The organism is Hydrocarboniphaga effusa AP103 (assembly GCF_000271305.1).
In the GTDB taxonomy this organism is placed as follows: domain Bacteria; phylum Pseudomonadota; class Gammaproteobacteria; order Nevskiales; family Nevskiaceae; genus Hydrocarboniphaga; species Hydrocarboniphaga effusa.
On the sequence record NZ_AKGD01000004.1, the window covers coordinates 519,168 to 539,401 of the forward strand.

17 protein-coding genes are annotated in these 20,234 nt (G+C 65.2%); 11 read left to right on the forward strand and 6 right to left on the reverse strand.

What is annotated here, in order from left to right; genetic code table 11:
- Window positions 1-2: 2 nt before the first annotated feature.
- The 6 genes from trmD to WQQ_RS21655 all read right to left on the reverse strand — a co-directional run bounded on the left by trmD (window position 3) and on the right by WQQ_RS21655 (window position 4,662).
- Complete coding sequence (gene trmD / locus WQQ_RS21630; RefSeq protein WP_007187411.1) at window positions 3-770, reverse strand: tRNA (guanosine(37)-N1)-methyltransferase TrmD; 768 nt, start codon at window positions 768-770, stop codon at window positions 3-5.
- Window positions 771-778: 8 nt separating this feature from the next.
- On the reverse strand, window positions 779-1,297 hold the full coding sequence (rimM, locus tag WQQ_RS21635; protein WP_050997803.1) for a ribosome maturation factor RimM: 519 nt from the start codon (window positions 1,295-1,297) through the stop codon (window positions 779-781).
- Window positions 1,298-1,305: 8 nt separating this feature from the next.
- Window positions 1,306-1,560: a 30S ribosomal protein S16 gene (gene rpsP / locus WQQ_RS21640; RefSeq protein WP_007187413.1), complete on the reverse strand. Its 255-nt coding sequence runs from the start codon at window positions 1,558-1,560 to the stop codon at window positions 1,306-1,308.
- Window positions 1,561-1,905: 345 nt separating this feature from the next.
- Window positions 1,906-2,400, reverse strand: coding sequence for a TlpA family protein disulfide reductase (locus tag WQQ_RS21645; RefSeq protein ID WP_157534834.1), 495 nt, complete (start codon window positions 2,398-2,400; stop codon window positions 1,906-1,908).
- Window positions 2,401-2,450: 50 nt separating this feature from the next.
- Window positions 2,451-3,815, reverse strand: coding sequence for a signal recognition particle protein (ffh, locus tag WQQ_RS21650; RefSeq protein ID WP_007187415.1), 1,365 nt, complete (start codon window positions 3,813-3,815; stop codon window positions 2,451-2,453).
- Window positions 3,816-3,894: 79 nt separating this feature from the next.
- Window positions 3,895-4,662 (reverse strand): 3',5'-cyclic-nucleotide phosphodiesterase, encoded by a 768-nt coding sequence (locus WQQ_RS21655; RefSeq protein WP_007187416.1) that lies wholly within the window; start codon window positions 4,660-4,662, stop codon window positions 3,895-3,897.
- A 178-nt stretch (window positions 4,663-4,840) separates the two neighbouring features.
- On the opposite strand from WQQ_RS21655, the gene WQQ_RS21660 reads away from it, so the two are divergent.
- The 11 genes from WQQ_RS21660 (at window position 4,841) to WQQ_RS21710 (ending at window position 20,205) form a co-directional block, all read left to right on the forward strand.
- The gene (locus tag WQQ_RS21660; RefSeq protein WP_007187417.1) at window positions 4,841-5,632 is read left to right on the forward strand and encodes a cytochrome C assembly family protein; all 792 of its coding nucleotides are present in this window, start codon (window positions 4,841-4,843) and stop codon (window positions 5,630-5,632) included.
- A gap of 80 nt (window positions 5,633-5,712) precedes the next feature.
- Window positions 5,713-7,002, forward strand: a complete 1,290-nt coding sequence (locus tag WQQ_RS21665; protein ID WP_007187418.1) for an HlyC/CorC family transporter — start codon at window positions 5,713-5,715, stop codon at window positions 7,000-7,002.
- A 213-nt stretch (window positions 7,003-7,215) separates the two neighbouring features.
- Entirely contained in the window at window positions 7,216-9,810 is a 2,595-nt protein-coding gene (acnB, locus tag WQQ_RS21670; protein ID WP_007187419.1) for a bifunctional aconitate hydratase 2/2-methylisocitrate dehydratase, read from the forward strand.
- 251 nt (window positions 9,811-10,061) lie between these two features.
- Window positions 10,062-12,728 (forward strand): aconitate hydratase AcnA, encoded by a 2,667-nt coding sequence (acnA, locus tag WQQ_RS21675; protein ID WP_007187420.1) that lies wholly within the window; start codon window positions 10,062-10,064, stop codon window positions 12,726-12,728.
- Window positions 12,729-12,944: 216 nt separating this feature from the next.
- Complete coding sequence (locus WQQ_RS21680; protein WP_007187421.1) at window positions 12,945-14,282, forward strand: hypothetical protein; 1,338 nt, start codon at window positions 12,945-12,947, stop codon at window positions 14,280-14,282.
- A gap of 3 nt (window positions 14,283-14,285) precedes the next feature.
- The gene (locus WQQ_RS21685) at window positions 14,286-14,831 is read left to right on the forward strand and encodes an ECF-type sigma factor (protein ID WP_007187422.1); all 546 of its coding nucleotides are present in this window, start codon (window positions 14,286-14,288) and stop codon (window positions 14,829-14,831) included.
- A 129-nt stretch (window positions 14,832-14,960) separates the two neighbouring features.
- Entirely contained in the window at window positions 14,961-15,434 is a 474-nt protein-coding gene (locus WQQ_RS21690) for an SUF system Fe-S cluster assembly regulator (protein ID WP_007187423.1), read from the forward strand.
- 26 nt (window positions 15,435-15,460) lie between these two features.
- Entirely contained in the window at window positions 15,461-16,933 is a 1,473-nt protein-coding gene (sufB, locus tag WQQ_RS21695) for a Fe-S cluster assembly protein SufB (RefSeq protein WP_007187424.1), read from the forward strand.
- Between the two features lie 118 nt (window positions 16,934-17,051).
- Window positions 17,052-17,795, forward strand: a complete 744-nt coding sequence (sufC, locus tag WQQ_RS21700; RefSeq protein ID WP_040455303.1) for a Fe-S cluster assembly ATPase SufC — start codon at window positions 17,052-17,054, stop codon at window positions 17,793-17,795.
- Entirely contained in the window at window positions 17,792-18,988 is a 1,197-nt protein-coding gene (gene sufD, locus WQQ_RS21705) for a Fe-S cluster assembly protein SufD (protein WP_007187427.1), read from the forward strand. Before sufC ends, sufD begins: the two co-directional genes overlap by 4 nt.
- A complete protein-coding gene (locus WQQ_RS21710) occupies window positions 18,985-20,205 on the forward strand; it encodes a SufS family cysteine desulfurase (protein ID WP_007187428.1) in 1,221 nt (406 codons plus the stop codon). The genes sufD and WQQ_RS21710 overlap by 4 nt, the downstream gene beginning before the upstream one ends.
- Window positions 20,206-20,234 lie beyond the last annotated feature (29 nt).

Consider the following 20,234-nt stretch of genomic DNA (forward strand, 5'->3'; position numbering starts at 1 on the left):
GCTCATCTGTGTGCTCCGTCCTGCTCGTGCAACTGCTCTATGACGATCTCACGGAGCAGTTTGAGCTGTTCCGCATCCAACTTCAGTTCATTCAACAGGTCGGGGCGCCGCAACAGCGTCCGCTCCAACCCCTGCTTGAGGCGCCAGCGGCGAATCGCCGCGTGGTCACCGCTCATCAACACTTCCGGCACTGATTCGCCGCGCCAGACTTCCGGCCGCGAATAGTGCGGGTGATCCAGCAAGCCGTTCGAGAACGAGTCACTGGCCGCCGATCCTTCATGCCCCAGCACGCCGGGCAACAAGCGCGCAATGCTGTCAACGATCAGCATCGCGGGCAGTTCACCACCGGAGAGCACGAAATCACCCACCGACAGCTCGAGGTCGATCTGCGGTGCGACCCGCTCGTCGATGCCCTCGTAGCGCCCGCAGATCAGGATCAGCCCCGGCTCTGCGCTCAAGCGTTCCGCCCATCGCTGGTCGAAGCGCTCGCCCTGCGGCGACAGACTCACGACCTTCGCAGGCCCCTGCTGATCATTGATAGCGGCTCTCGCCGCTTCGATCGCCTGGGTCAGCGGCTCGGCCTGGATCACCATGCCCGGACCACCACCGAAGGTTCGCTCGTCGACGCGTCTCCAGCGATTTCCGCTGTAGTCGCGCAACTGCCGCGTACTCAACTGCATCGCCCCACGTTCGACTGCAACGCGCGGCATCCCAAACCTGGCGACCTGTTCCACCAGCTCCGGAAACAAGGTCAGAACCTCGATCTTCATCGAAGCCCTCAATAATCCAGCTGCCAATCGGCAACGATGAGGCGTTCACTCATGTCGACCGACTTGATGATCGGCCCCTTGACGTAAGGAATCAGCCTCTCGACTTCGCCTTGCGACAACACCAGCACGTCCTGAGCGCCGTTGCTGGTCAGGCTGTCGACGATACCGAGCTCGACGCCGTCTTCATTCACCACCTTGCAACCGACCAGATCGGCCCAGTAATGCTCGCCTTCGTCGGGCTCGGGCATTTCGTCCCGATCCACCAGAATCTCCGCGCCGATCAATGCGGCGGCGACATCTCGATCGGTGATCGGCTTGCCTTCGGCATCACCGATCCGGGCGATCAGGCCTTTGTTCTGCACCTGCCCTTCGAGCAGGGTCACCTCGGACTCCTTACCGTGCTGGGACAACGTCCAACGCGGGTAATCCAGCAGGTTTTCGATAGGGCGCGTGTAGGAATGCAGCTTCACCCATCCGCGAACCCCGAAAACCCCGGCGACGCGGCCCAGCGTCAGCCGGCGAACCACAGCCGAACTCAGGCCGCGGCCGGAGCCGGAGCGGTCTTGACGAGGTAAGCCACGCGCTCGGAAATCTGCGCGCCGCTCTTGCTCCAGTGATCAACGCGAGCCAAGTCGAGCACGAGCTTCTGCTCGCCGCCACGGGCGTTCGGGTTGTAGTAGCCCAGACGTTCGATGAAACGGCCGTCGCGCGAGCTGCGGCTCTCGGTCGCAACCACGTGATAGAACGGGCGCTTCTTGGCGCCGGCGCGAGCCAGACGAATCTTGACCATGCTTAATCCAGTGAGTCCAAAAACCAATTGAATGCGGATCAACCGACCCAGGCGGGCCGTTGAAGGGCGCGTATTGTAGCGACTTCTTTGTAAATGTGAAGCTTATGAAACACCTGCGTGACGACCGCCCGTCGGTCATGCCAAGCTTGCCGAACGGCGCCGTCCGGGATTACCCCCCAGATGCGGCAGGCCGATTTCCAGCCGGTCTCGCATGCCTGGCCCATGGCAGGAGCGTCATCATCGGCATGCCCTTGTCGGATTCGGCCCAACGTAGCGGGCGCCGTTGGTGGGCATCGTTCCGGCAACCGTTCAACTGCTCACCTGAGTCGTGCGTTGGCACTCAGCTCAGTTCGCTCGCTTGATCAATGCCAGAACGCGCGTCTTGAGTTCGGCCGTATAACCCTTGCCGTAACCGGCGTAGATCATCTGTACGCGCCCGTTGCGGTCGATCAGGTAGGTCGCCGGCAAGCGCCAGAGCTTGTAGGTCTGCGGCGCGATGCCGATCTGATCGGCGACGACCGGGAAATCCACTTTCACGTGCTGCAGGAAAGCGCGCGGCTTCGCCACTTCGGGATCGGTGGCGACCGACAGCACCTCGAAATCGTCGACGTAGCCCTCGCGGTGCAAAGCATTGCGCATCGCGTTGAGCTCCGGCATCGATTCGTTACAGGGACCGCACCAGGTCGCCCAGAAATCGACCAGCACGACTTTTCCCTTGAGCCTGCTGAGCTTGATGCCGGCCGGTCCCTGCAGAACGATGCCGGCCGCCTCGGGGGCGACATCGCCGATGCCCACGACGTACGGGACGGTACCGGCACTGGCGACCAGGGGCGTCAACACCAGCCCGAGCACCAGGCCTCGCCACCCGCGGAGACCGGAGACGCCTCGGCTCATCTGCGCGGCATCATCCCGGGCGGAAGGCGGCCGGCGAGCCCGCGCATGAGCTTGGCCATGCCACCGTTGGCGACCTTCTTCATCATGTCGCGCGTGGTGTCGAACTGGCGCAGCAGCTTGTTGACCTCCTGCACCTCGACGCCGCTGCCGGCCGCGATGCGGCGCTTGCGCGAGGCCTTGATCAGATCCGGGAACTTGCGCTCCTGCGGGGTCATCGAGTTGATGATCGCGACGACCTTGCCCATTTCCTTGCCGGCATTGACGTTCTTCATCTGCGCCTGGATCTGCGCACCGCCCGGCAGCTTCTCGATCAGCGACTCGATGCTGCCCATGTTCTGCACCTGCAGCATCTGCTCGCGGAAGTCCTCGAGATCGAAGCCCTTCTTGCTCTTGAGCTTCTGCGCGAGCTTGGCGGCCTTCTCGGCATCGACCTTCTTCGCCGTCTCTTCGATCAGCGAGAGCATGTCGCCCTGGCCGATGATGCGGTTGGCGATGCGATCGGGATGGAAGACTTCGAGCTTGTCGCTCTTCTCGCCGACGCCGAGGAACTTGATCGGCTTGCCGGTGACGTGGCGCACCGACAGCGCCGCGCCACCGCGCGAATCGCCGTCGATCTTGGTCAGCACCACGCCCGTGAGCGGCACCGCGTCGGCGAAGGCGCGCGCGGTCTTGGCGGCGTCCTGGCCCGTCATCGAGTCGACCACGAACAGGGTTTCGACCGGGTTGACCGCCGCGTGCAGCTGGGCAATCTCGGCCATCATCTCCTGGTCGACGGTCGTGCGGCCGGCGGTGTCGACGATCAGCACGTCGGCGTACTGCTTGCGCGCATGCGCGAGCGCCGCGGTGGCGATCGCGACGGGCGACTCGCCGACCGCCGACGGGAACCATTCGACGCCGACCTGGCCGGCGACGATGCGCAGCTGCTCGATCGCAGCCGGACGGTAGACGTCCGCCGAGACGACGATGACGTTCTTCTTGTCCTCGGTCTTGAGCTTGCGCGCGAGCTTGCCGGTGGTGGTGGTCTTGCCCGAGCCCTGCAAGCCGGCCATCAGGATCACCGCGGGCGGCTGGGCGCGCAGGTTGATCGGCTCGGCGGTACCGCCGAGCGTGGTCGTGAGCTCCTGCTGGACGATGCGCAGAAACGCCTGGCCCGGGGTCAGCGACTGGGTGATCTCGACGCCGAGCGCGCGCGCCTTGACCTTGTCGATGAAGTCCTTGATGACCGGCAGGGCGACGTCGGCTTCGAGCAGGGCCATGCGCAGTTCGCGCGCAGCGGCGGAAATCTGCTCTTCGGTCAGGCGGCCCTGGCCCCGAATCGAATCGAGCACGCGGGTCAGTCGGGATGTCAGGTTCTCGAACACGAAGCGGTCCGTTGCAGAAGGTGACGCCTAGTGTAGGACACAGTCGGCGACCGAGTCGGCCCGCCGGCACGGCCGCGGTTCAGAGCTCGAAGACTTCGCCGCGCCGCAGGTGCCGATAGCGCCAGCCCGCGAACAGCTGCCGGCACTGCTGCTCGATGCGCAGCTCGCTGCCGGGCTTGTGGTGCGTGAGCAGCAACTCGGGCCGATGGCGCAGGCCGGCGAGTTCGGCCGCGAGCCGGCTCGGGGTGAAATGGCGCGAGGCCTCGCCGAGCTCGGAATCCTCGTCCGGAAACGCGGCCTCGATCATCAGCAGGTCGAGCCGCGGCAGGCCGTTCAGATACTCGATGAAGTTCGATCCGGCTCCGGTATCACCGCTGAAGGCGAAGACGCCGGCGGGCGATTCGAGTGAATAGCCAACTGCCGGCACCGTATGCGCGACCTCGAACGCGGTCAGCATCAGGCCGTCATGCAGTGCTTGCGGCTGCCGGGACTGCAGCGGCAACTCGACCAGCATGGCCCGATCGACGCTCGGCAGCTGGAAGAAATCGGGCCAGATCACCCAGTTGAACAGGTGCCTGCGGATCGCGGCGAGCGTGGCTTCGAGCGCGCTGATCCGGATCGGACGATCGATCAGGCCGAACAGATTGTCGGCCATGAACGCCAGGCCGCAGATGTGATCCAGATGCGAGTGCGTCAGAAAGATGCGTTCGATGCGGCGCATCTGGGCCAGCGACAAGTCCTCGACACCGGAGCCCGCATCGATGAGCAGGCGATCGTCGATGAGCAGGCTGGTCGTGCGCAGACCGGGGCCCACTCCGCCGCTGCAGCCGAGGATCTGGATACGCATTCGCCTCCGATGCTTGCGGACGCCGCGCCGCAATCCGGCCGATGCTAGCACGGCGATTTTCGGCTTCCGCCGAGGCGCATCGCGCGCTCGTGACGCGCTTCGAAGCCGATGCGCAGGCAAGCAGTCGCGAAATCGGCGCCCCTGCGCCTCGCCATGCGAATGCTATTCTTTCTCAGCTATGTCCAACCCCAACCTTCTGGTCGCGATCGCAGCTCTGGTCAGCTATGCGGTCGCCGGCGTGCTCGCCTGGCGCAACCGCGCCGAGCTGCCATGGGTGGCGCTGGCCGCGATCGCCCTTCACGCGGGCTCGCTGTTCGCGCAGCTGTTCCAGGACGGCTCGCTGCGCATCGGCGTCACCGAGGCACTATCGCTGTTCGCCTGGCAATCGGCCTCGCTGTTGTGGATGTTCAGCTGGCGCGAGCCGGTGTCGATCAATGGCGTGGTGGTCTATCCGCTCGCCGGCGCCTTCGCGGTCTGGGCGGCGCTGTTCCCGGCCCCGATCACCGATGTCGATCCGCTCAAGTGGCAGGTGGGGCTGCATATCCTGATTTCGCTGCTGTCGGCCGGCGTGTTGACGCTCGCGGCCGTTCAGGCGGTGGCGCTCGCGATCCAGGACCGGCTGCTGCACCAGCATGCGGTGGCTTCGCTGTCGCGCCTGCCGCCGCTGCAACTCATGGAGCGACTGCTGTTCCAGATGGTGGCGATCGGCTTCGTGCTGCTGTCGCTGACGCTGCTGTCGGGCTTCTGGTTCATCGACAACTGGCTGGCCCAGCATCTGGCGCACAAGACGGTGCTCTCGATCGTCGCCTGGCTGGTGTTCGGCGTGCTGCTCTGGGGCCGCTGGAAATACGGCTGGCGTGGGCGCATCGCCATCCGCTGGGCGCTGTCGGGCTACGGAATCCTGCTGCTCGCCTATTTCGGCACCAAGCTGATTCTCGAGCTTGTGCTGCAAAAACATTGGGTTCCCTAGCGTTCTTGAAGCACGCCGGGTTGACAGGGTCGCATTCGCCCCCGTAACTAGGCTTCGACTTTGGGAACACCGTCCTTCGCTTGAACGATCTCCCGCTGGCCGTCCTGATCGCGGCCCTTCTGGTTTGCATGCTCGTCTCGGGTTTCTTCTCGGGCTCCGAAACCGGCTTGATGACCCTCAACCGCTACCGGCTGCGCCACCGCGCCCAGCAGGGCGAGCGCGGAGCCCGCATGGCGCAGGATCTGCTGCGCCGGCCGGACCGGCTGATCGGGCTGATCCTGCTGCTCAACAATGTGGCGCAGGCGCTGATCCCGATGCTGCTCATGGCGATCACCCTGCGCGCCACCGGCGACGCCGAGACCGCGATCATCGTCGCCACCGCCGCGACGGCCCTGCTGATCTTCGTGTTCTCGGAATCGATGCCCAAGACGCTCGGCGCCCTGCACCCGGAGCGCATCGCGATTCCGGCGGCTTATCTGTACTGGCCGCTGCTGCGCGTGCTGGGCTGGTTCATCGACATCGTCAACATCGTCGGCAACCGCGTGCTGCGGATGTTCGGGGTCACACCAGAAGATGCGGCCCAGCATTCGCTGTCGGTGGAGGAACTGCGAACGGTCGTCGCCGAAGCCGGGGCGATGATCCCGCAGCGCCACCAGAAGATGCTGCTGTCGATCCTCGATCTCGAACACAGCACGGTCGAGGACATCATGGTGCCGAGACAGGACATCGTCGGCCTCGACCTGTCGGAACCCTGGGCGCTCGTACGCGCGCAGATCATCGAGTCCGAGCACACCCAGCTGCCGGTCTACCACGGCTCGGTCGACGACCTGCTCGGCATCGTGCACCTGCGCCGGCTCATGCGCCTGGCCGCCGAGGACCAGCTCGATCAGCAGACCCTGCAGCAGTTCGTCCGCGAGCCCTATTTCGTGCCCGAAGGCACGCCGCTGAACCAGCAGTTGCTCAACTTCCAGAGCCAGCGCCAGCGCATGGGCTTCGTCGTCGACGAATACGGCGACATTCGTGGCCTGGTCACGCTCGACGACATCCTCGAGGAAGTGATCGGTGAGTTCACTTCCGGCAACGGCCAGCGTGCGATCAATGTGCACGCCGAGTCCGGCGGCAGCTACCGCGTCGGCGGCTCGGTGACCCTGCGCAGCCTCAATCGCAGCCTGGGCTGGACGCTGCCGCTCGACGGCCCCAAGACCGTCAACGGCCTGGTCATGGAGCGGCTCGAGCAGATTCCCCAACCGGGCCGGCAGCTCGAAATCGACGGCTATCTGTTCGAGATCACCGAGATGCAGGCCAACGCGATCAAGAACGCCCGCATCACGCCGTGTGGCGGTCCATCGGTTTCGCCGATCGCCGCGTAAGGCAGCACCGATCAGGTGGCGGCAGAACGCGACAGCTGTAGCGCCCCTCGACCTTCGGAGGCGTGAACTGGGGTGGTGATTGAATTATCATTGCGAGCTAAGTCACTGACCTGACTTGCTCGGAGCCAGCACCATCCCAGCACCATAGAAGGGCTTGCACCTGCCCAGTGCCGCCCTTCATCCGTTCTTCCCTACACCGGACAAACTGAGACCATGTTGCAAGCCTATCGCCAACACCTTGCCGAGCGCGCCGCTCTCGGCATTCCGCCGCTGTCGCTGTCTGCCCAGCAGACCGCCGAAGTGATCGAACTGATCAAGAATCCGCCGGCCGGCGAAGAGGCTTTCCTCGTGGATCTGCTCACGCACCGCGTTCCGCCGGGCGTGGACGACGCGGCCAAGGTCAAGGCCTCGTTCCTGACCGCGGTCGCCGACGGCGAGCTCAAGGTCAGCCTGATCTCGCGCGCCAAAGCCACCGAACTGCTCGGCACGATGGTCGGCGGCTACAACGTCAAGCCGCTGATCGACCTGCTCGGCGACGCCGAAGTGGGCACCGTCGCGGCCGAGGCGCTCAAGAAGACGCTGCTGATGTTCGACTTCTTCCACGATGTCGCCGAACTCGCCAAGGCCGGCAACGCCAACGCCAAGTCGGTCATCCAGTCCTGGGCCGACGCCGAGTGGTTCACGAGCCGCCCGAAAGTCGCCGACAAGATCACCGTCACCGTGTTCAAGGTCCCCGGCGAAACCAACACCGACGACCTGTCCCCCGCCCCGGATGCCTGGAGCCGCCCGGACATCCCCCTGCACTACCTCGCCATGCTCAAGAACCTGCGTTCCGACGCGGCGTTCCAGCCCGAGGAAGACGGCAAGCGCGGCCCGATCCAGTTCATCGAAGACCTCAAGAAGAAGGGCAACCTCGTCGCCTACGTCGGTGACGTGGTCGGCACCGGCTCCTCGCGCAAGTCCGCCACCAACTCGGTGATCTGGGCCACCGGCGAAGACATTCCGTTCGTGCCGAACAAGCGCTTCGGCGGCGTGACGCTCGGCGGCAAGATCGCCCCCATCTTCTTCAACACGCAGGAAGATTCCGGCTCGCTGCCGATCGAAGTCGACGTCTCCAACTTCGAAATGGGCGATGTCATCGACGTCTATCCGTACCAGGGCAAGATCGAGAAGAACGGCGCGGTCGCCGCCACCTTCGAACTCAAGAGTCAGGTGCTGCTCGACGAAGTGCAGGCCGGCGGCCGCATCAACCTCATCATCGGCCGCTCGCTGACCGGCAAGGCCCGCGAATTCCTCGGCCTGCCCGCCTCGACGCTGTTCCGCCTGCCGCAGTCGCCGGCGGCTTCGACCAAGGGCTTCACGCTCGCGCAGAAGATGGTCGGCCGCGCGGTCGGCCTGCCGGAAGGCCAGGGCGTGCGCCCGGGCACCTACTGCGAACCGAAGATGACCACGGTCGGCAGCCAGGACACCACCGGCCCGATGACGCGCGACGAACTCAAGGACCTGGCCTGCCTGGGCTTTTCGGCCGACCTCGTCATGCAGTCGTTCTGCCACACCGCCGCCTATCCCAAGCCCGTCGACGTCAAGACGCATCGCGAACTGCCCGCCTTCATCAGCAACCGCGGCGGCGTCGCCCTGCGTCCGGGCGATGGCGTGATCCACTCCTGGCTCAACCGCCTGCTGCTGCCCGACACCGTCGGCACCGGCGGCGACTCGCACACGCGCTTCCCGATCGGCATCAGCTTCCCGGCCGGCTCGGGCCTGGTCGCCTTCGGCGCCGCCACCGGCGTGATGCCGCTCGACATGCCCGAATCGGTGCTGGTTCGCTTCAAGGGCCAGATGCAGCCCGGCGTGACCCTGCGCGACCTCGTCCACGCGATCCCGCTTTATGCGATCAAGGCCGGTCTGCTGACCGTCGCCAAGGCCGGCAAGAAGAACATCTTCTCGGGCCGCGTCCTCGAAATCGAAGGTCTGCCGGATCTCAAGGTCGAACAGGCGTTCGAACTGTCCGACGCCTCGGCCGAGCGCTCCGCCGCCGGCTGCACGATCAAGCTCAACCAGGCTCCGGTGATCGAGTACATGAACTCGAACATCGTGCTCATGAAGAACATGATCGCCGACGGTTACAAGGATGCGCGCACGCTCGAGCGCCGCATCAAGGCGATGGAAGCCTGGCTCGCCGCGCCGAACCTCATGGAAGCCGACAAGGACGCCGAATACGCGGCCGTCATCGAGATCGATCTCGCCGACATCAAGGAGCCGATCGTCTGCTGCCCGAACGATCCGGACGACGCCAAGTTCCTGTCCGAAGTGGCCGGCACCAAGATCGACGAAGCCTTCATCGGCTCGTGCATGACCAACATCGGCCACTTCCGTGCCGCCGGCAAGGTGCTCGAAGGCAAGAAGGACATTCCGGTTCGCCTGTGGGTCGCTCCGCCGACCAAGATGGATGCGGCCGAACTCACCAAGGAAGGCGTCTACAACACCTTCGGCACGGCCGGTGCGCGCACCGAAATGCCGGGCTGCTCGCTGTGCATGGGCAACCAGGCGCAGATCAAGGAAGGCAGCACCGCCATTTCGACCTCGACCCGCAACTTCCCCAATCGCCTGGGCAAGAACACCAACGTGTTCCTGGGCTCGGCGGAACTCGCGGCGGTGGCCTCCAAGCTCGGTCGCCTGCCGACCGTCGAGGAGTATCTGGCCGAGACCGGCGTGATCACCAAGAACGCCGACAAGATCTACAAGTACCTCAACTTCAACCAGATCGAGGAATACGCCGAGACGGCGAAGTCGGTGTCGGTCGCTTAAAAGGCCTTCGCCGAAATGACACTCCACCGGCACCGCGCAGTTCAGGCCGTGTCGGGACGGTGGAGTCATCATGCAGCCCGCCGGCGCGAGCCGGCGGGCTTTTTTTTGCCCGCGAGGTCCAGCGCAAGCGAGCCACCTTGCTTGCGTTCAAGACAACCTCATCGTAATCGGGCCAGGATTCGCCCCGTTCCATCTGCCACCGCGCCTCGGGCCGTGCTCGCCGCGCCGCGGAAGCCACAAGGAGATTTGCCATGACGGACAGCTTCAAGACCAAGGCCCAGCTCAAGGTCGGTTCCAAGACCTACACGTACTACAACCTCAAGGCACTGGAGCCGCAGTTCAAGCTGTCGCGTCTGCCGTATTCGATCAAGGTGCTGCTCGAACAGCTGCTGCGCCACGAGGACGGCGTCAACACCACCAAGACCGACATCGAGGCGCTCGCCGGCGCCGACTTCAAGGCGCTGCCGAACAAGGACATCAATTTCACGCCCGCGCGCGTGGTGCTGCAGGACTTCACGGGCGTTCCATGCGTGGTCGATCTCGCGGCGATGCGCGATGCGATGAAGTCGCTCGGCGGCGACATGGGCAAGGTCAACCCGCTGTGCCCGGTCGAACTCGTGATCGACCACTCGGTCATGATCGACCACTACGGCAGCAAGGAAGCGCTCGACCTCAACGCCAAGATCGAATTCAAGCGCAACGAGGAACGCTACAACTTCCTGCGCTGGGGCCAGGAAGCGCTGCAGAACTTCAAGGCGGTGCCGCCCGACACGGGCATCGTCCATCAGGTCAACATCGAATATCTCGCGCGCGTCGTCTTCGAAAACGACGACGGCGTGCTCTACCCGGACAGCTGCTTCGGCACCGACAGCCACACGACGATGGTCAACGGCATCGGCGTGCTCGGCTGGGGCGTCGGCGGCATCGAAGCCGAGGCCGCGATGCTCGGCCAGCCCTCGTCGATGCTGATCCCCGAAGTGATCGGCGTACGCGTGACCGGCAAGCTCGCCGAAGGCGCGACCGCGACCGACCTCGTGCTGACCGTCACCGAGCTGCTGCGCAAGCGCGGCGTGGTCGAGAAGTTCGTCGAATTCTTCGGCCCGGCGATCGCGAACCTGTCGGCCTCCGACCGCAACACCATCGGCAACATGGCGCCCGAGTACGGCGCCACCTGCGGCATCTTCCCGATCGACGTCGAGACCCTGAACTACCTGCGCCTGACCGGCCGCAGCGAAGAGCACATCGCCGTCGTCGAGGCCTACGCCAAGGCGCAGGGCATGTGGTGGACGCCCGAGCAGCCCGAGGCCGAATACACCGACGTGCTGCACCTGGACCTCGGCAGCATCAAGCCCAGCCTCGCAGGACCGAAGCGGCCGCAGGACCGCGTGCTGCTGACCGACGTGAAGGCCAACTTCCGCAAGGCTTTCGAGGCCGAGCAGAAGGCGCGTCCGTCCAAGGGACCGGCCAAGGTCCACCACAAGGACCAGGACTTCGAGCTCAAGGACGGCGCGGTGGTGATCGCGGCGATCACGTCCTGCACCAACACGTCGAACCCGAACGTGCTGATCGGCGCCGGCCTGCTCGCCCAGAAGGCGCGCGCGCTGGGCCTGAAGAGCAAGCCCTGGGTCAAGACTTCGCTCGCCCCAGGCTCGCTCGCGGTGACCGAATACCTCAAGAAAGCCAATCTGCTCGAAGACCTCGAACACCTGGGCTTCTTCGTGAGCGCCTACGGCTGCACGACCTGCATCGGCAACTCGGGCCCGCTCGACGAGCCGATCGGCAAGGCGATCAACGACAACACGCTGAGCGTGTCGGCGGTGCTGTCGGGCAACCGCAACTTCGAAGGCCGCGTCCACCAGGACGTGCGCATGAACTACCTCGCCTCGCCGCCGCTGGTCGTCGCCTACGCGATCGCCGGCAGCACCGACATCGATCTCTCGTCCGAGCCGCTCGGCAAGGGCAGCAATGGCCAGGACGTGTTCCTCAAGGACATCTGGCCGAGCAACGCGGAGATCCAGGCGGTGGTCGCCAAGGCCGTCACGAGCGAGCTGTTCAAGAAGAGCTATGCCGACGTGCTCAAGGGCGACGAGCGCTGGCAGTCGATCCGCGTCACCCGGTCCGAGACCTACCCGTGGAATCCGAAGTCCACCTACATCGCCAACCCGCCCTACTTCGTCGGCATGACCAAGACGCCGCCGGGCATTCCGACCATCCAGGGGGCGCGCGTGCTCGCGGTGCTCGGCGACTCGATCACCACCGACCACATCAGCCCGGCCGGTGACATCAAGAAGGACGGCCCCGCCGGCAAGTTCCTCGAAGCGCACGGCGTCGCCAAGGCCGATTTCAACAGCTTCGGCAGCCGCCGCGGCAACCACGAGATCATGATGCGCGGGACCTTCGCCAATACCCGCATCAGGAACCAGATGACGCCCGGCGTGGAAGGCGGCGTCTCGAAGTACATCGGCAAGGACGGCCAGGCCGGCCCGGTCGAGCCGATCTACGACGTGGCGATGAAGCACGTCGCCGACGGTACGCCGCAGGTGGTGCTGGCCGGCAAGGAATACGGCACGGGCTCGTCGCGCGACTGGGCCGCCAAGGGCACCATCCTGCTTGGCGTCAAGGCGGTGATTTCGGAGAGCTTCGAGCGCATCCACCGCTCCAACCTGGTCGGCATGGGCGTACTGCCGCTGAACTTCGTCAACGGCGAATCGGCGCAGAGCCTGGGCCTGGACGGCACCGAAGTGTTCGATTTCGACGGTCTGGTCAATGGCGCCACCGAAGTCTCGGTCACCGCGACCAAGGCCGACGGCAGCAAGGTCCAGTTCAAGGCCAAGGTCCGCATCAACACGCCCAAGGAATGGGAGTACTACGAAAACGGCGGCGTGCTGCAGTACATGCTCAGGCAGATGGCAGCCTGAGCCCCCGACGAGGGGCGACGCGCGCGGGGATCGGAGGGATCAGCGAAGGCTGCCAGCGAGCGACCAAGCGAGTCTCTCCGATTCTCGCGAAATCATGGAGCGAGCGGCGCCTGCCGCGGATCGGCTTCACCTCGACGACCAGAAAAAAGCGGCTTAGGCCGCTTTTTTCTTGCCTGCTAGACTTCGCGCCATTCTGCCGTCATGCCGAGAGCCGCCTTGAACCGCCGACTCACCTGGACCCTTGCCTCGCTGGGCCTGTTGCTGGGACTCGCCATCGCGGGCTGCGCGAGCGAGCGCCCGTCCGTTCGTCCACCGCAGCTGACCATGGACCAGATCTCCGAGCTGTACATCAAACAGGCGCTCGCCCTCGGCGAGCACGATCCGAACCTCGTCGACGCCTACTACGGCCCGAAGGACTGGCAGGCGCAGGCCAAGACCCGCAAGCGCACGCTGATCGAGATTCGCAACGTGCTCGTGCGGCTCTACCAGGACATCGACTCGGCCCCGACCGACACGAGTGTGCAGCCCGAACTCTGGAACCTGCGCCGCCGCCACCTGCGCAACCAGATCGCGGCACTGGAGGCTCGCACGCGCATGCTCGAAGGCTGGAAGCCTTCGTTCGACGACGAATCGCTCGCCCTCTACGACATCTCGGCCCCGTTCTACGGCCAGGAAGACTTCAAGCCGATGCTTGCCTCGCTCGACCGGATGCTGCCGCGCGGCGGCGGCACGCTGACCGAGCGCTACAACCGCTATCTCGAACGCTTCACGGTGCCGCCCAACCGCGTCGAGGAAGTCATGCGCATCGCCATCGGCGCGGCGCGCGAGCGCACCCTGCAGTATTTCCGCCTGCCCGAGGGCGAGCGCTTCGAACTCGCGCTCGTCAAGGACAAGCCCTGGAGCGCCTACAACTGGTACCAGGGCGACTTCGTCAGCCGCATCGAGATCAACACCGACCAGCCGCTGACCGTCGCGCGCGCCCTCGAACTCGCGGCGCACGAGGGCTACCCGGGGCATCACGTCTTCAACGTGCTGATCGAAGACCAGCTCGTGCGCGGCCGCGGCTGGAAGGAATTCACCCTCTATCCGCTGTTTTCGCCGCAGTCGTTCATCGCCGAGGGCACCGCCGACTACGGCATCGAGCTCGCGTTTCCGAGAGCCGCGCGCGTCGCCCTGATCAAGAAGCTCATGGCGGTCTCGGGCCTCAATCCGGGCGAAGCCGAGACTTACGACGCCGTCGTGCAGGCGACCAAGCTCTCCGGCGCCGCGACCGTCGAGGCCGCGCGTCGCTATCGCGACGGCCAGGCCGATGCGGCGCAGACGCTCGACTGGCTGCAGACGTACGGCCTCGCAACGCCCGAACGCGCGCAGCAACGCCTCGAGTTCTTCGATCGCTACGGGGCCTACATCATCAATTACGCGTTCGGCGAGGCCGTGGTCGGCGGCTACGTGCAGCGCAGCGTGGGCGAGTCGGAGCCCGATTACGCGCGCTGGCGCGCGCTGTTCGACCTGCTGACGACGCCGCGCACCCCGCAGATGCTGATGGCGGAGTAGGTCGTGTTCGATTTCGGAGCGTCATGGGAGCGCGCCCGGGCCGGTGATGCCGAGGCCCGCGAGCTCGTCTACGGGCAGGTCTACACCGAGGCCCGGCGGCTCGCGCAGGCGCGCTGGTCGGTCGACGAGCTCATCACGCCCGAACAGAGCCGCGCGATCATCGACAAGGTCGGCGAGCGCGTCAGCGGCGAGCTCGCGCTCGAGGAGACGCTCGAGTTCATCGCCTACGCCGCCTCGGTCATGCGCGGCGTGATCTGCGATCTCAGCGAGACCCGCCGCAAGCTCAAGAAGCGCCGCGAATTCGGCGAGATGCGGCTGGCGACACCGCTGCTCGAAGTGGAGCCGGCGGCCGACGTCGAAGTGCTCGATCACCTGATCGATCAGCTGCAGGATCTCGATCCGCTCGCCCGCGCCATCGTCGAGATGCGGCTCTACGCCGACCTGTCCGTCGACGAGATCGCCGTCGCCCTGCACCAGCAGCCCGAACCCGTCGAGCGGCGCTGGACCGAGGCCCGCACGCTGCTGCAGGACGCGCTCGGCGCGGGCTGATCCGCCTCGTTTCAGCGCAGGATCAGAAAGCTCGCGTGTCCGCGGCTTGTCCCATGGCAGGCAAGTGACTAAACTCATACCGTACTGATTCGGTACTGATTCGCTTTCGTCCGCTTCGACTCGTCCACCATGCTCAAGCTCGCCAAACTGACCGACTACGCCACGGTGCTGATGACCGTGCTGGCGGCCGATCCCGCGAGATGGGCCAGTGCGCAGGAACTCGCCGACCGCTCGCACCTGTCGCTCGCCACCACCTCCAAGCTGCTCAAGCAGCTGGCCAAAGCCAGGCTCGTCGAGGCGGCACGCGGCGCTCATGGCGGCTACCGGCTGTTGCGCCCGGCGACCCAGATCACCGTCGCCGACGTGGTCGACGCCATCGAAGGCCCGATCGCGGTGACCGAATGCTCGATCCACGCGGGTGGCTGCAGCATCGAACGCAGCTGCGGCACGCGTGCGAACTGGCGCCTCATCAACACCGCCATCCGCGAAGCGCTCGAGGCAGTCACGCTCGCGCAGATGGCCGCTCCGCTGCGCCGCGGCGGCGTTGAGTCGCCGCTCACCTTTCACCCACGGTCCGCTTCCGCGCCACCTGCGCGGGAGTGAAGCCCAGGCAGACACCGGCAACCCTCATGGCAGCCCCAGCTCAGACCACCACCCAAGACCTCCAGGCGCTCGTCAAGGCGCGCAAGTACGAGGCCGGCTTCGTCACCGACGTCGAGTCGGAAAGTGCCCCGCCGGGGCTGTCCGAAGACACGATTCGCCTGATCTCCTCGCGCAAGCACGAGCCCGAATGGCTGCTCGACTTCCGCCTCAAGGCCTATGCGCGCTGGCTCAAGATGGACGAGCCGACCTGGGCGCACGTCAAATATCCCAAGGTCGATTTCCAGGCCATTTCGTACTGGTCGGCGCCGAAGTCGATGAAGGATCGCCCGAAGTCGCTCGACGAAGTCGACCCCAAGCTGCTCGAGACCTACAAGAAGCTCGGCATTCCGCTCAAGGAGCAGGAAATGCTCGCGGGCGTACAGAACGTGGCGGTCGACGTGGTGTTCGACTCGGTCTCGGTCGGCACCACGTTCAAGGAAACGCTCAAGAAGGCCGGCGTGATCTTCTGCTCGATCTCCGAAGCCGTGCGCGAGCACCCGGAGCTCGTCAAGCAATATCTCGGCACCGTGGTGCCGGCCGGCGACAACTACTACGCCGCGCTCAATTCGGCGGTGTTCACGGACGGCTCCTTCGTCTACATCCCCAAGGACACGCGCTGCCCGATGGAGCTGTCGACCTACTTCCGCATCAACGAGCGCAACACCGGGCAGTTCGAGCGCACCTTGATCGTCTGCGAATCGGGCGCTTCGGTTTCGTATCTCGAAGGTTGCACCGCTCCGCAGCGCGACGAAAACCAGCTGCACGCGGCCGTGGTGGAACTCGTCGCGCTCGACGATGCGACGATCAAGTATTCGACCGTGCAGAACTGGTACCCGGGCGACGAGGAAGGCCGCGGCGGCATCTACAACTTCGTCACCAAGCGCGGCGATTGCCGCGGTGCGCGCGCCAAGATCAGCTGGACGCAAGTCGAAACCGGCTCGGCGATCACCTGGAAATATCCGAGCTGCATCCTGCGCGGCGACGACAGCGTCGGCGAGTTCTACTCGGTCGCGCTGACCAACAATCTGCAGCAGGCCGACACCGGCACCAAGATGATCCACGTCGGCAAGCGCACGCGCTCGACCATCGTCGCCAAGGGCATTTCGGCCGGCAGGAGCGAGCAGAGCTACCGCGGCCTGGTGCGCGTATTGCCGGGCGCCGAAGGCGCGCGCAACTACACGCAGTGCGATTCCCTGCTGATCGGTTCGCAGTGCGGCGCGCACACCTTCCCGTACACCGAAATCCGCAACCCGACCGCGCAGCTCGAACACGAAGCGACGACGAGCAAGATCGGCGAAGACCAGCTCTATTACGCGCGCTCGCGCGGCCTGTCCGAAGAAGATGCGGTGTCGATGATCGTCAACGGCTTCTGCAAGGACGTGTTCAAGGAGCTGCCGATGGAATTCGCCGTCGAGGCGCAGAAGCTGCTGCAGGTTTCGCTCGAAGGTGCGGTTGGGTGAGCCGGGGGTTGTCGTCGATTGCCTTGAATGGCATCGACGCCGGCGAACGCCCGGATGGCCGGGCCGGGCACTGCGCCACGGACGGATTCAATAACGAGATATTTTTATGACGACACCCATGCTGACCATCGACAACCTGCACGCGAGCACCAGCGGCAAGGACATTCTCAAGGGCCTGAGCCTGACCGTGAACCCCGGCGAGGTGCACGCCATCATGGGCCCGAACGGCGCCGGCAAGTCCACGCTCGGCCACGTGCTCGCCGGCCGCGAAGGCTACGAGTGCACGCAGGGTTCGGTGACGTTCGATGGCAAGAACCTGCTCGAACTCGAAACCGAAGAGCGCGCCGCCGCCGGTATCTTCCTGGGCTTTCAGTACCCGGTCGAAATTCCGGGCGTGTCGAACATGTATTTCCTCAAGGCCGCGCTCAATGCACAGCGCAAGCATCGCGGCGAATCCGAAATCGAAGCCACCGATTTCCTCGCCTTCGTGCGCCAGCAGGCCAAGAAAGTGGGGCTCGAAACCTCGATGCTCCAGCGCGGCGTCAACGAAGGTTTCTCGGGCGGCGAAAAGAAGCGCAACGAAATTCTGCAGATGCTGGTGCTGCAGCCCAAGCTCATGGTGCTCGACGAAACCGACTCGGGCCTCGACATCGATGCGCTCAAGCTTGCGGCCGACGGCATCAACGCCATGCGCTCGCCCGAGCGCTCGGTGATTCTGGTCACGCACTATCAACGCCTGCTCGATTACGTGAAGCCCGATTTCGTGCACGTGCTCGCCAAGGGCCGCATCGTCAAATCCGGCGGCCCCGAATTCGCGCTCGAACTCGAAGAGCGCGGCTACGGCTGGCTGGAGGCCGCGTGAGCGCAGCTACGATCACGTACGCACAAGCCTTCGAACGCCTGCCGGCCGACCTGCGCGAAGCCCGCCGCGAAGCCTGGCAGCGCTTCGAGCAGCTGGGTTTTCCGACGCGCAAGCAGGAAGACTGGAAGTACACCGATCTGTCGGCGCTGAACGCCGCGAACTACGCGCTCGAAGCGAGCACCTCGTTCGATGCGGCCTCGCCCTCGCCCGCTCTGAGCGGCTGGGACGCGCTGCGTTTCATCAACGGCCGTCGCGAGAACGGCGAAGCCGCTCCGCCGAGCGCCAAGCTCATCGACGACAGCGTCAGCGCGCTCAATGCGGCGCTCGTGCGCGACGGACTCGATCTGCGCATCGGCCGCAATCAGCAAAGCAAGCCGCTGTTGCTGACGCTCGCCAGCGGCAGCGCCGGCATGAGCCATCTTCGCCATCGCCTGCATCTCGAGAGCGGAGCCGAAGCCACCGTGCTGCTCGATCTGCGCAGCGACGGCAGCGAATCGCTGTCGACTTCGGTGTTCGAGATCGAACTCGAGGCCAACAGCAAGCTGCGCCTGCTGCGCATTCAAGACCTCGGCGACAAGAACACCGACCTCACGCGCACCGAAGTGCACGTGCAGCGCGACGCGCACTTCGACTACGTCGGCCTCGATCTCGGCGGCGCGCTCGTGCGTCACGATCTCAACGTGTTCCTCGATGGTCCGGGCGCCGCGACCAACGTGCATGGTGTATTCGCGCCGGGCGGGCGCTCGCATTTCGACACGCATACGCGCATCCATCACGTCGCCCCGCACACGACGAGCCGCGAGATTTTTCGCGGCCTGGTGCGCGACAAGGCGAACGCGGTCTTCAACGGCAAGATCGTCGTCCACAAGGACGCGCAGAAGACCGATTCGGAGCAGAACGTCGCGACCCTGCTGCTCGCACCGGGCGCGCAGATCAACGCCAAGCCCGAGCTCGAAATCTACGCCGACGACGTCAAGTGCGCGCACGGCGCGACCTGCGGCCAGCTCGACGAAATGGCGGTTTATTACCTGCGCTCGCGCGGCCTCGATGTCGAGACCGCACGCAACGTGCTGCTCTATACCTTCGCGCACACCGTGCTCTCTCAAGTGAGCGACGAGCAGGCGCGCAATGAAATGCAGCGCCGCCTGCTGAGCCGCCTGCCCGGTGCGCGATCGCTGGAAGATCTCGCATGAGCTCAAGCGATCTTCGATTGGACCTCGCCGCGATCCGCGCCCAGTTTCCGATTCTGTCCGAGAGCATCCACGGCAAGCGCCTGGCCTATCTCGACAATGCGGCAACGGTGCAGAAGCCCGAAGCCGTGCTGCAGAAGCTCGACGGCTACTACCGCCATTCCAATGCCAACGTGCATCGCGCGGTGCACGAGCTCGCGGCGCGCGCGACCAATGCCTACGAAGGCGCGCGTGATCGCATCGCGCAGTTCTTCAACACGCATCGCGACCAGATCGTGTTCACGCGCGGCACCTCGGAATCGATCAACCTCGTCGCGCGCAGCTGGCTGCAGCCGCGCGTGCAGCCCGGCGACGAAGTACTCGTCACCGGCATGGAGCACCACTCCAACATCGTGCCCTGGCAACTCGCGGGCGCCAAGACGGTCGCCGCTCCGGTGCTCGACGACGGCAGCCTCGATTTCGACGGCTGGCTCGCCCGGCTCAACGAGCGCACGCGCCTGGTCGCGGTGGCCTACGTTTCGAACACGCTCGGCACCGTGAACCCGGTCGAGAAGATGATCGAGGCCGCGCACGCGCGCGGCATTCCGGTGCTCATCGACGGCGCCCAGGCGATCGCGCACCAGCGCGTCGATCTCGCCGCGCTCGATGCCGATTTCTTCGCCTGCTCCTCGCACAAGGCCTATGGCCCGACCGGCTTCGGCGTGCTCTGGGCCAGGGCCGAGCACTACGAGGCGATGGTGCCCTGGCAGGGCGGCGGCGACATGATCCGCACGGTGGCCTTCGAAGGCAGCACCTGGAACGACGTGCCGTACAAGTTCGAGGCCGGCACGCCCGACATGGCCGGAGCCATCGGCTTCGCCGCCGCGCTCGACTGGATCGACAGCGTCGGCATCGACGCGATTGCCGCTCAGGAACACGAGTTGCTCCTGTACGGAACCGAGCTGCTGCTAAGCATCGATGGCGTACGCCTGATCGGCACCGCGCCCGGCAAGGCCGGCATCCTGTCCTTCGTGATCGACGGCGCGCACCCTCACGACATCGGCTCGATTCTCGACCAGGACGGCGTCGCCGTGCGCACCGGGCACCACTGCACGATGCCGCTGATGGAAAGATTTCGGGTTCCGGCTACAGTTCGGGCGTCGCTTGCCGTTTATAACGGGAAGGACGATCTCGATCAGCTCGCTTCGGGGCTTGGCCGGGCTAAACGACTGCTTTTGTAAGCTTTACCAGCCGTTAGGCAAAAAAACGA